The organism is uncultured Agitococcus sp. (genome assembly GCF_937920075.1).
Taxonomy (GTDB): Bacteria; Pseudomonadota; Gammaproteobacteria; order Pseudomonadales; family Moraxellaceae; genus Agitococcus.
The window spans coordinates 1-11,179 of sequence record NZ_CALETI010000307.1; the positions used below are offsets into that span (position 1 = coordinate 1).

Genomic DNA, 11,179 nt, shown 5'->3' on the forward strand with positions numbered 1-11,179 from the left:
CAAACACCCTCGCCCATTCGTAGGTTAACCAACGACCAATACCCAATGATGGCACTAACACTGTGAGTGCTTGAAAGGGATTATCTTGTTTGCGCCCCAAAAACTGGGCAAGCTGCATAAACAGGTTGTCGAGGTGATGGCTTTGATAAATGCTGAGCATGAAGGATTCCTGTTTGCTCTTGCCTATAATAAATTTAATCTTTAAATTTAAAGCAATTTAGCAACAACAACAATCATTTAGATAAAATTAAACGTCAGGTTAAGACGCTAAAAGGAAAGCATCATGTCCCTATCTCGTGAGCAAATTCAAGGTTGTTTATTTGGTTTGGCTTTAGGTGATGCGTTGGGTGCACCTTATGAGGGAGGTATGTTGGAACGATTATTATGGAAGATGATTGGTTCAACCAAAGAAGGTTATGCCAAATGGACAGATGACACCCAAATGACGTTGGATTTATTGGAGTCAATTTTAGAAATTGGCCATTTAGATGAACAACACCTAGCCAATAAATTTGCCCATAGTTATCGTTGGCGACGTGGTTATGGTGCAGGCACAGCCAAGATTCTCAAAAGGATCAAAGCGGGCGAGTCTTTTCAAACCGCCGCAAAAGCAGTTTATCCAAATGGCTCGTATGGCAATGGTGCAGCCATGCGCTCTTCTGTATTGGCATTAATTTATAAAGATAAACAAGCACTTATTGAAGCAACAACAAAAACGGCTCACATTACCCACGCCCACCCCTTAGCCGTTGAAGGTGCATTATTAATATCACTCAGCACACATTTTTTGCTCAAACAATTATCGCCACCAGCAATACTGGTTGAATTAATTGCCTATATTAAACAACCTTCATTAATTCAGCGTCTTGATGTGATTAATGACTGGTTAACAACAGGTTATTTAGCTACACCTAAAGAAATTATTGGTTTATTGGGACATGGGATGACGGCTGAAAGTTCTTGTCCCACGGCACTTTATGTGGCTTTCAGTCATTTGCATCAACCCTTTGAACAAATGTTGTCATTGATTATTCAATGTGGTGGAGATGTGGATACCATTGCGGCGATGGCAGGCACATTATGGGGAACGGCGAATGGTTATAAGCAATTACCCAAAACCATCATTGAAGATTATCAACGTTTATTAAGTGTCGCTGAGGGTGTGGAGAAATTTGTACGGTGACCCCGTTTTCTCACTAAATTTTTTTGTGGGTTTCGTTTCTCAACCCACACTACAAAACTATTGTACTGATAAACAAAAAAACGATAGATATTTGTGGACAACAATGCTACAGAATACTATTGCTTCAATAGTTGACCAAAAAGCCATCTAAACTTACGCTAAATTAGCTTTACTATAAAACTTAGTAATAACTAGTATTGATTTGTCTTATTTTATAACTACCACAAAATATAAAAAGTCAGAGTATAAACAATGAATAACCACAAATTTTTTTACAAACAAGCTTACTCTGTTTGTTATTAGCTGCCACCACCAGCTATGCTGCGAAGAATGATGACGATGATGATCCCACAGAGTACCTTCCCTACAATGAGAAAGCGAGCAAGGAATGGGCTTTAATCAAGGATGATAAACGGCATAAAATCAAAGCTTTTTCTAAAAAAGAAGATGGCTATCGTTTTCGTTCGTTTAAGGTACAAGGTGTTTTAAATGGTTCTTTAGAGGCCGCAGCGCGCTGTCATTTCGATATTGAAAACATACCAAGTTGGTATATGAATGTGACTGAAGCAAAGCTGCTAAAACGAGTCAGTGATACCGAATACTATTTTTATTTTTATGCAAAAATGCCCTTTGGTGTCCCACATCGTGATGTCGTGGTTCATGCCAAAGTTCAGCCTTATTCTACTAAAACTGGCTTTTTAGCAATTTCTTATAGTGCTGCACCTGATTTTATTCCAACTAAACCAGGTGTCATTCGTATGCCTGCTTATGAAACCACGACTAAGTTCAAACCAATTAGCGAAGACCAAACCGAAGAGCAATTAGAAGGTTATGTCGACCCTGGTGGTGAGGGTTTGCCTGTTTGGTTAGTTAACTATGCACAACGCCGTACCCCCTACTCCAATATGATTGGTCGACAACGTGTTATCTCTAAGTGTGCAGCCAGTGATAGCCCTATTCCGTTTAAGTATAAAGAGTAATTGATTATTAAAAATGCGATGATAAAACCTACTTTGTGGTAGGTTTTATCATTGTAATTATTTGGCTTTTTCCACTTTTGGCAAGGTGTTTTGTACCATTTGCCAATCAATCGCCAAAGGCTGACAAACGTGACAGGGTTGATCTTTTAATAACTGCTTAATGGTATTTACACGTTCTAAGGTTTCGGGATGCGATGAAATCCACGCCAATCCTTGTTCGGTATCGCCCGATAAATCAGCCAATTTTTGTAAAAAGCTCGCCATACCATCGGGCTTAATTTTGGCTTTTACAAGCGTTGCATAACCTAATTTATCTGCTTCACTTTCTAAATCGCGGCTAAAATAACTTGTGCCTAACTGGTGAGCGATGACGGCGGTAATCGCACTGGCATCACCCAAGACAATGGTTAACACTGCTGCCCAACCGACGCTATTAATCATATGTTTTAAAGAATGGCGTTGTTCTACATGCTGAACTTCGTGAGCCAAAACTGCCGCTAATTCATCGGCGTTTTCGGCTTTTTCAATTAATGCCGAATGAACGACAATAATGCCACTTGGGACAGCAAAAGCATTCACCGTATCATTTTTTAACACATACCATTGATATTTATAACGAGAGCCTTGAGTTAACTTATTACCTATTTCACTGATCGTTTCAACCGTTTTACCCGATTCTAATAAATCTCCCTCAGCTTTTATTTTTTCTAAAACTGCATTACCAATTTGTTGCTCAGTGCTAACAGGAATTTTACTCGCCACCCACGAGACAAAATTATCGTATTGCCAAACTATCACCCCAATCAGCAATAGCAAACTTAATACAATGGCAGCAATTGATCCCCATACTACATTTAAATGCTGTTTGCGTTGGTGCCATTTTTTTAACAACGGTTGCAAACTTAGAGGCGCTGTGCGTACTAGACGTTGAATTTCTAATTGACCAATGGGTTTAATTGCCCATTGTTGTTGCTGAGCATCTTGCCAATTGACAAACAATTCATCATGTTCAAAACCACCAACACTAATGGTTATTTGACTAATATGAATGTCGATGGGCATACCGTCAACCACTAAACGTTGCCCCACAAAATACACTGCAACTTTAATACCTGTAGGCGGAATTCCTACCCCATACACTAACGCCTCAATACGTTCCGTCATGTTAACGACCACCAAACAATGAGACAATAATGACGATTATAATAAAGATTAAATACAGTCGTCCCCACACACCACCTCGATTGCGGCCAGTCATGGCACTGCTCATCAGTTCGGCACTTAAACGTTTCATCGGTAAAGATTGCATCCATACTGTTCCCGGCCCTGTGAGGCTGGCATAAAACAAACCTTCACCACCAAACAATGCCGTTTTTACTTTGCCTGCATAATGAATATCGTAAGTCACTGCTGATGTTGATGCCACCCAACAACCACTATCTACCTGTAATGTTTGGTTGGGGGCTAAGTGCATTTCGGTTAATCCACCAGTAGCATTAATAAATACCCAACCTTTACCAGTAATACGTTGAATAATAAAACCTTCACCGCCCAAAAAACCAACACGAATTTTCTTTTGCCGTGCTAATTTAACCTCTGTACCTACTTCACCTGCCAAAAATGCACCACGTTGGCAAATTAATTCACCACCAATTTCGGCCAAATTAACAGCAATAATTTTGCCAACAGTTGGCGCAGCAAAGGCAACGCGCTGATTTTGTCCGCTATTATTGGTATATAAACTACTAAATAAAGACTCGCCTGTTAATGAGCGTTTTAGCGCACTAAAAAAACCATTACCATCACCTAAAATGGTTTTGACGTCTAAATAATTATCCATATACATCATCGCACCTTGCTCCCCAATCACTGAACATTGTGGTGGCAAAGTGACTTCTACATACTGCAAATCAGAACCCAAAATTTGAAAACTCATCTCTGACATAATTGTTCCTTAAAATACCATTTAGTGTTTATCGGGATTTAATAAATAACCAACCACAAAGCCTAACACAATAAAACCACCTGAAACATCAACACTGATCACGGCGGTGGCAATCACCCCCAAACAAGTCCCTTTCATACCATTGACCATTTTTGCCTGTCGGCGTTTTTTTACCGATAAAGGCGCACGTTTTTTACCATGTTTAGCCCGTGCTGAGCGTGTACTATTGTCACTTTTCGCACGATTACAACTAATACAAGCAGGATACAAATTATTTAAATGATGTGTGCCACCCTTGGCTTGTGGAGTTGAGTGTTCAACTTCCCACGAACCGCTGCGGCCAACATCACCATAACGATCAAAATCTAATTTAGCATGACAAATATGACAGTAGCCTGACGTACGGTCAAAAATTTGCTCTAGTCTCTTTTCGGAAAACTTCATAATTAACTGATTATTAAAAATTTATTAATTCTCAAATGATAATCTTTTCTTGTCATCATGTTGCAATAAAAATGTCCAACAAACGTCTTGTTTTGACTTTAAGAATTGGCTTTTCTAAACACACTAGGACTTTTTCCTGTCCAACGTTGAAAAGCATGAATAAAGGCGGCTGACTCACTATAACCAAGTTGTTCGGCAATATAATCGACCGAAAATTGACCACACTGTAGATAGTGTGCTGCTTTTTGATAACGTGCTTGGTCTAAAAGTTGTCTAAAGGTGGTTTGCTCGGCAGCTAATTGGCGGCGAAAACTACGTCCTGTTAGCCCCATAATCGTTGCCACTTCATCAGCACTGGGATAACAACGGGTCACTAAATCCAAATAACTTAACACGCGACCTGTTAAACCATCATTGTGAAAACGTTGGGCTAATAAGGCATCACATTGTTGTTTATAGAGCAAATGTGCGGTTGGATTAGCGGTTAAAAATGGGATTTGTAAAATTACTGAAGGTAGAATGATGCGTGCTTCGGGGGCATCAAAGCGGACAGGACATTGATAATATTCTTCATAGGCACGATATTCTTTGGGCTTGGCATAAGGTACCCAAATTTCTTTGGCTTTGGCCGCTAACAACACGCCAAATTGGGCTTGTAAATCGCGTAACAACTTCACCGTTCCTGCTAAATCACCATCAATGACAATACGGCGACTGGTTGCTGGTAAAGGAATCGGGTCAATTATTAATGCTGTTGACTCTGCACCAAAATCCACACGCAGCCCACCATGTAAATAAGCTAACTGCTGATAGGCCACCCCCGTTTTTAGCGCGTGTTCAGCGTTATTACAGGTCATCAATAACATGGTAAACACGCCATAACCTGCGGTAGAAATCGCTTCGCCAATATGTAAGCCCGCCAAAGGATTATCACAAGATTGAGCGAGTTCATCTAAAATTGCCACTTCTTGTTGACGATCAATTTCAGCCGCAGGATTCAATTGGTCTAATTGCAAACCGTGTTTTGCTAAAATGGGGACGGTATCCACTCCCAATAGTTTTGCCCCTTGTAGCATATACACCAAACCAATTACCGAACGTTTACTCATGGTTGACCTTAATTTATTAATTGACTGATCGAACTAACCTAGTTATCGCTTATTTGGCCAAAAATATCAATTATTGGCAAATTTTATCATATCCTTATTTTTACTAAGGTTATAGATTAGCACTATCGTACAAAAATAAATCTGAGGTAGCCGTTATGACTAGCAAAGTGTCCCTTCCTACACAAACCACTGTCGTTGATGTGGCGATTGTTGGCTCTGGTTTTGGTGGTTTATGCATGGCCATTAAACTACGAGAAGCAGGCAATGACAATTTTGTCATTTTAGAAAAAGGTAATGATGTAGGCGGCACATGGCGTGATAACAGTTACCCTGGTGCGGCTTGTGATGTGCAATCACATATGTATTCTTTTTCTTTTGAAGGCAAAGCCGATTGGTCTAAACGTTATGCCCCGTGGCACGAAATTCAACAATATATTTTAGATACCACCGCAAAATATGGCATTCGTCCTTTTATTCGTTTTAACACTGAAGTAACAGGCGCTCATTTTGACGAAAGTACAGGGTTATGGACGATTAATACCGCAACAGGTCAAACGGTGGTAGCTCGTCATTTTGTCTTGGCCAGCGGCCCATTGCACGTGCCAGCTATTCCCAAAATCAAAGGCATCGAAAATTTTAAAGGCAAAGTTTTCCATTCGGCACAATGGGATCACAATTATGACTTAACAGGCAAAAATGTGGTGTCGATTGGTACGGGTGGTAGTGCTATTCAATATGTTCCCGAAATTGCGCCACAAGTCAAACAACTGTATGTTTTTCAACGAACACCAGCATGGGTTATTCCACGTGATGAACGCACTTATTGGGGTATTGAAAAAGCCGTGTTTGCCAAACTTCCGATGTTACGCAAATTACACCGCGCACGTTTATATTGGAGCAACGAATCGCGTGTTTGGCCAATTTTTAATCCTGCCATTGCTGAAGGCTTACAAAAACTGGCTGAGATGTTTATTAAAATACAAGTTAAAGACAAAGCCTTAGCCAAAAAACTTACACCAGACTACACCATTGGCTGTAAGCGTGTGTTGATTTCTAATAAATACTATCCGACCTTTAACCGTAAAAATGTTGAGTTGGTCACTGACGGTATTTTAGAAGTGAAAGAAAACAGCATTGTCACCAAAGATGGGGTGACTCGCCCTGCCGATTGTATTATTTTGGGGACAGGCTTTATTGTTGATCCTCGTATTTATATGAAAGATTTCGCCTGTACTGGTTTAACAGGTCATAACTTAGTCGATGATTGGAAAGACGGTGCAGAAGCCTATTATGGCATCAGTGTCACAGGTTATCCCAATATGTATCAATTAGTTGGCCCTAATACAGCTTTAGGCCACAACTCAATTATTTTTATGATTGAAGCACAGGTGAATTACATTTTAGATTGTATGAAAACCCTAAAAGCCCAAGGTGCTGACTACGCCAATATCAAAGCTTCGGTACAACAATCGTTTAACGAAAAAGTCCAAGCCAATATGAAAGGCACGGTCTGGAGTTCGGGTTGTGCCAGTTGGTATCAACAAGATAATGGTAAAAACTTTACCATTTGGCCGTGGTCAACGTGGAAATATTGGCTCGAAACGCGCAAAATTAATGCAAGTGATTATGTGTGGGTAAAATGCCAACAACAAACGTCTGCTAGCAAAAAACAAGCTGCAACAACTCACTGATTAATGCCTTTGGTCAATCATACGTCACTCATAAACGTATGATTGCCACAAACTAACCATACTTTTGTTACCAATTGACTAAAAATACCGCTAAAAAAAACAAAATGCCAATAAATGTGAACCAATTCACACTATAAAATAGATTATTCTTTGTTCAATGCTATTGATGCTGTTTAGAAATGTCTAACTGCTCACAAAATGACACAGTTTTATCTAGAATAAAACAATGTTCTGCTAGCATGAAGTTTGTGTGTTTATGACACCAAATGATAAGAATAATTCTAAGATAAAAGACTTTGCTTATATAAAGTCTGAAATAACAAGGTGAATTATGAGTTCTCGTTTACGCCTTTTTTGTGCCGCCAGCCTAAGCACTGTATTAATGCTCAGTGCCACTCCTTATGTTTATGCGGCGAATGATGATTTAGATGATTTACAAACCAAACTGGGCAATCAGTGGGTATTGGTCAAAAATGACCAACGCCGCAACATTAAAACATGGGCAAAACAAGAAGATGGCAAACGTTATCGCTCTTTTAAAGTAGAAGCGATTTTAGACAGTAGTGTTGAAGCTGGTGTTAGAGTATTACTTGATGCCGAAAATTATACCAAATGGTACTGGGAAGTATTTGAAAGTAAAATGCTTAAACAGGCTTCTCCTACAGAATACTATATTTATTTAAAACATCGTGCACCTGTTAGCTTGCCAGACCGTGATGTAATTTTACACGCGATTGTCACCCCACAAAAAAAAGCAGGTGATCCAATCATTTTAACAGTCAAATCAGCACCTAATTATATTCCCGAAGCCCCACCATTAATTAGGATGCCTGCAGAAGATATGATTGCCGAGTTTACGCCCCTACCCAACAATCAAGTTAAATTAGTTGCCGAAGGTTATGTTGATCCTGGTGGACGTGTACCCACATGGGCAAACAATTATATTCAACGCAATGCACCTTATAGCATTTTGGTAGGTCTATTACGGATGATGACTAATGATACCTATCGTAAAGCCAAAACACCCTTACCCTTTAAAATTTATAATGACCCTAATGCTACTAACGGCTCTTAATTAGCCATCGCCACGGCTGCAAGGCACCTGTGACCATGCCAAGCAGCCCTAACATTAAGCCAATGGTTAATGGCTCATCTAACACAGGCACAGCTAATGTGGCCGCCAGCATGGGGGCAAGTGCCAAAAAACTACCCACCGTAAACGCGCCTAAACGTTGTACCGCAGCAATAAAGGTTAGCATGGCAATAATCACCACTAACACACCTTGAAAACCTGCTTGCAAGGCAATCACTTGCCAAGAGACTTGACTTAAACCACTGGGCAAAAACAGCGCGTAAATTGGCAAAAACATCACCGCCGAAATCACCGCCACACCAATAGTTGCGGGTACAGGTGGCATTTGCCAACGTTTGAGCAAGGCGGTATAAGCTGCCCATGAGGCAGACGCACCAGCAAACATCACATCACCCCAACCAAAATGACTATGTGGGTTTTGCATTTCAATAAAACCCATTGCACCAATGCCAAAAGCAATACAACTTAAGCCGAGCCAACGATCACGAGTCATGTGTTCTTGAACAATCAGCCAGCCCATTAACGCTGTCCAAAACGGTAAAAAACCATGCAAAAAAATTGCGCCATGTGCGGCAGGTGCAAGGCTAAACCCCACATAAGCCAACATGGCATAACCTAAACCACCTAAAATCGCCACCACGACATAACGCCAATTAAAAAACTGACGAATATCCATTTTTAGCACGATATAAGGCAACAACACCAAGGTTGCCGTGCCAAAACGTAAAGCGGTGGTATCCCAAGGCGTTAACGCACTTTTACCCGCCAAACGTGAAATTAAAATAAAACTTGCCCAAACACTTAGCGTAAATATCACTAAACCATAGCCAATCCATTTCTCACGTGCGGTATTCACCATGGTTTAACCTCTACGCTGTCGGAAAGCTTCGTATAAAGCAATGCCTGTTGCGACACTGACATTTAAACTTTGCACCGAACCTTGCATCGGAATATAGGTCAAGGTATCACAATGCTCTTTGGTTAATCGGCGCATACCTGCCCCTTCTGCGCCCATCACAATCGCTAAACTGCCTTTTAAATCAACGTCATAAATCGACTTTGCTTCGGGCGTTAAAGTCGTACCCACACACCAAACACCCTCATCGGCTAATTGTTTGAGTGTGCGTGCCAAATTGGTGACTTGAATAAAAGGCAATACTTCGGCAGCCCCTGAAGCAGTTTTGCGGGCAACAGGTGTTAACGCGGCTGATTTGTCGCGTGGTGCAATGACCGCATGAACACCCACTGCTTCGGCAGTACGTAAACACGCGCCTAAGTTGTGTGGGTCGGTAATGTTATCTAACACCAATAAAAAAGCTGGTTCTTTTAAGCTTTTTAATAACTGGGCTAAATCGTTTTCATTGAGTGGTGTATGGCTACGTGCGCGCGCCACTACACCTTGATGTTGGCTATTGGCGGCCATTTGGTCGAGTTTTTCACGACTCACCGCTTGTACGGCTAAACCAAATTGTTTGGCAAGTTGAATAATAGCTTGTAAACGTTCATCTTCGCGGCTATTTAATACAAATAACTCTAAAACGTGTTCGGGATGATGCGTTAATAAGGCGTGAACGGTGTGTAAACCGTAGATATTTTCAGGTTTGGCCATGATCTCTAACAGAAATAAATAAAAGTTGATTGTGCCATGCTTAGTGGCAATGACCAACAAAAAGTTTTATGCTAAGGGTAAGGGCTGTTGATAAGATGATTAAAATTGGCCATCGTAAAGAAATCTATCGTTAAGGATACAAAATGACAATTTCAGGATTTGTGGCAGGCACATTAGTCCACACCGACAAAGGTTTAGTCCCCATTGAGCAGTTAAAAGTGGGAGATATGGTGCTGTCGAAGCATGAAAGCGGACAAGGAGAACAGGCATATAAACGGGTTGTCAAAACATTTAAATCTGAGGCAAAGCAGCCAATATGGAGAATAAAATGTACTGGCGGCACAGAGCAAAATGGCGATATTTTCTATTGTCTGTTTTTTTCGACAATAGATAACCCATTTTATGTATTTCGATATGACGAATGGCTGTGGATAGCCTTAGTTGATTTAGATTGTGATAAGTTTGATTCATACAATAATATTGAAATTCATACTTTTGAAAGTGTTGAAATGTTTGCTTTTTTAGATAACACCCACCTTGCATGGAGTCCAAATTATAACTCAGTGGAACAATACCCAGAAGTTTTTGTTGATTTCCAAAATCACCAACAAATTTACTCTGTAGAATCATATTATGATGGTTGGAGTTCTTATGACCTTCCTTATGAAAACGTCATCTTTGTCGAATCTGAAAAAGATATGCTAATCGGTGATTATAAAGCAACAATCAATAAAATGGTGGGAGACCCTTTTTATGATGATGTTTACAATATCGAAGTAGAAGATTTTCACACATATTATGTCGGCAAAGCAGGTATTTGGACTCACGATGCCACAGATATTGCCACACATCTAAGGCCGATTGAAGACTAAGGCTCTTTTGACATCTCTAGCATCCCCCCATACCCCTCTTTAAAACTTGGATATTTAAAAACATAGCCTAATTGTTTAATTGCTTGATTACTCAAACGCTTATTGCGTGGTGCGGTATTAGTTTTAGGGACAGGTGCTAAAGCCAACTGCTCCGCCAACCAATCCAATACCTCGGCTTGCAAAACAGGACAGTCATCCACCGTTCCACAAGTCTTACTCAAATCTACTTTTTATAGATTTAATGCTTATTTCT

General features: G+C 40.3%; 13 protein-coding genes. 5 read left to right on the forward strand and 8 right to left on the reverse strand.

Annotated elements, in window-relative coordinates; translation table 11 throughout:
- Positions 1 to 160: exodeoxyribonuclease V subunit gamma (locus Q0212_RS16825; protein ID WP_367175885.1), on the reverse strand; the 160-nt coding region annotated here is incomplete at its 3' end.
- 123 nt (positions 161 to 283) lie between these two features.
- Between Q0212_RS16825 and Q0212_RS10695 the strand changes: the two genes are divergently transcribed.
- Positions 284 to 1,183 (forward strand): ADP-ribosylglycohydrolase family protein, encoded by a 900-nt coding sequence (locus Q0212_RS10695; RefSeq protein WP_297925271.1) that lies wholly within the window; start codon positions 284 to 286, stop codon positions 1,181 to 1,183.
- A gap of 293 nt (positions 1,184 to 1,476) precedes the next feature.
- Positions 1,477 to 2,163, forward strand: coding sequence for a hypothetical protein (locus Q0212_RS10700; RefSeq protein ID WP_297925273.1), 687 nt, complete (start codon positions 1,477 to 1,479; stop codon positions 2,161 to 2,163).
- 57 nt (positions 2,164 to 2,220) lie between these two features.
- Here the strand turns inward: Q0212_RS10700 and Q0212_RS10705 are convergent, their stop codons facing one another.
- From Q0212_RS10705 to Q0212_RS10720, 4 genes are all read right to left on the reverse strand, one after another.
- Positions 2,221 to 3,327, reverse strand: coding sequence for a M48 family metallopeptidase (locus Q0212_RS10705; protein WP_297925275.1), 1,107 nt, complete (start codon positions 3,325 to 3,327; stop codon positions 2,221 to 2,223).
- Between the two features lies 1 nt (position 3,328).
- Positions 3,329 to 4,108 carry an AIM24 family protein gene (locus tag Q0212_RS10710; protein ID WP_297925277.1) on the reverse strand — a complete coding sequence of 260 codons (780 nt, stop codon included), beginning with the start codon at positions 4,106 to 4,108 and terminating at the stop codon, positions 3,329 to 3,331.
- 21 nt (positions 4,109 to 4,129) lie between these two features.
- Positions 4,130 to 4,552, reverse strand: coding sequence for an HNH endonuclease (locus Q0212_RS10715; protein WP_297925279.1), 423 nt, complete (start codon positions 4,550 to 4,552; stop codon positions 4,130 to 4,132).
- A gap of 98 nt (positions 4,553 to 4,650) precedes the next feature.
- On the reverse strand, positions 4,651 to 5,661 hold the full coding sequence (locus Q0212_RS10720) for an AraC family transcriptional regulator (RefSeq protein ID WP_297925280.1): 1,011 nt from the start codon (positions 5,659 to 5,661) through the stop codon (positions 4,651 to 4,653).
- A gap of 155 nt (positions 5,662 to 5,816) precedes the next feature.
- Here Q0212_RS10720 and Q0212_RS10725 point away from each other — a divergent pair, with 155 nt between their 5' ends.
- Positions 5,817 to 7,352 (forward strand): NAD(P)/FAD-dependent oxidoreductase, encoded by a 1,536-nt coding sequence (locus Q0212_RS10725; protein ID WP_297925282.1) that lies wholly within the window; start codon positions 5,817 to 5,819, stop codon positions 7,350 to 7,352.
- 331 nt (positions 7,353 to 7,683) lie between these two features.
- Positions 7,684 to 8,427, forward strand: coding sequence for a hypothetical protein (locus Q0212_RS10730; RefSeq protein WP_297925304.1), 744 nt, complete (start codon positions 7,684 to 7,686; stop codon positions 8,425 to 8,427).
- Here the strand turns inward: Q0212_RS10730 and Q0212_RS10735 are convergent.
- Positions 8,414 to 9,304: a DMT family transporter gene (locus Q0212_RS10735; protein WP_297925306.1), complete on the reverse strand. Its 891-nt coding sequence runs from the start codon at positions 9,302 to 9,304 to the stop codon at positions 8,414 to 8,416. The genes Q0212_RS10730 and Q0212_RS10735 overlap by 14 nt on opposite strands.
- 3 nt (positions 9,305 to 9,307) lie before the next feature.
- Complete coding sequence (gene rlmB, locus Q0212_RS10740) at positions 9,308 to 10,054, reverse strand: 23S rRNA (guanosine(2251)-2'-O)-methyltransferase RlmB (RefSeq protein WP_297925308.1); 747 nt, start codon at positions 10,052 to 10,054, stop codon at positions 9,308 to 9,310.
- Positions 10,055 to 10,197: 143 nt separating this feature from the next.
- On the opposite strand from rlmB, the gene Q0212_RS10745 reads away from it, so the two are divergent.
- Entirely contained in the window at positions 10,198 to 10,926 is a 729-nt protein-coding gene (locus Q0212_RS10745; RefSeq protein ID WP_297925310.1) for a Hint domain-containing protein, read from the forward strand.
- Here the strand turns inward: Q0212_RS10745 and Q0212_RS10750 are convergent.
- A complete protein-coding gene (locus tag Q0212_RS10750; protein ID WP_297925312.1) occupies positions 10,923 to 11,147 on the reverse strand; it encodes a hypothetical protein in 225 nt (74 codons plus the stop codon). The two genes, Q0212_RS10745 and Q0212_RS10750, sit on opposite strands and share 4 nt — an antisense overlap.
- Positions 11,148 to 11,179: the final 32 nt, after the last annotated feature.

Excerpts from the sequence above, each read along its gene's own strand:
- Q0212_RS10725 (WP_297925282.1), top strand. The coding sequence starts at position 5,817 with ATGACTAGCAAAGTGTCCCTTCCTACACAAACCACTGTCGTTGATGTG.
- Q0212_RS10705 (WP_297925275.1), bottom strand. The coding sequence starts at position 3,327 with ATGACGGAACGTATTGAGGCGTTAGTGTATGGGGTAGGAATTCCGCCT.
- rlmB (WP_297925308.1), bottom strand. The coding sequence starts at position 10,054 with ATGGCCAAACCTGAAAATATCTACGGTTTACACACCGTTCACGCCTTA.
- Q0212_RS10710 (WP_297925277.1), bottom strand. The coding sequence starts at position 4,108 with ATGTCAGAGATGAGTTTTCAAATTTTGGGTTCTGATTTGCAGTATGTA.
- Q0212_RS10695 (WP_297925271.1), top strand. The coding sequence starts at position 284 with ATGTCCCTATCTCGTGAGCAAATTCAAGGTTGTTTATTTGGTTTGGCT.
- Q0212_RS10715 (WP_297925279.1), bottom strand. The coding sequence starts at position 4,552 with ATGAAGTTTTCCGAAAAGAGACTAGAGCAAATTTTTGACCGTACGTCA.
- Q0212_RS10730 (WP_297925304.1), top strand. The coding sequence starts at position 7,684 with ATGAGTTCTCGTTTACGCCTTTTTTGTGCCGCCAGCCTAAGCACTGTA.
- Q0212_RS10735 (WP_297925306.1), bottom strand. The coding sequence starts at position 9,304 with ATGGTGAATACCGCACGTGAGAAATGGATTGGCTATGGTTTAGTGATA.
- Q0212_RS10720 (WP_297925280.1), bottom strand. The coding sequence starts at position 5,661 with ATGAGTAAACGTTCGGTAATTGGTTTGGTGTATATGCTACAAGGGGCA.
- Q0212_RS10745 (WP_297925310.1), top strand. The coding sequence starts at position 10,198 with ATGACAATTTCAGGATTTGTGGCAGGCACATTAGTCCACACCGACAAA.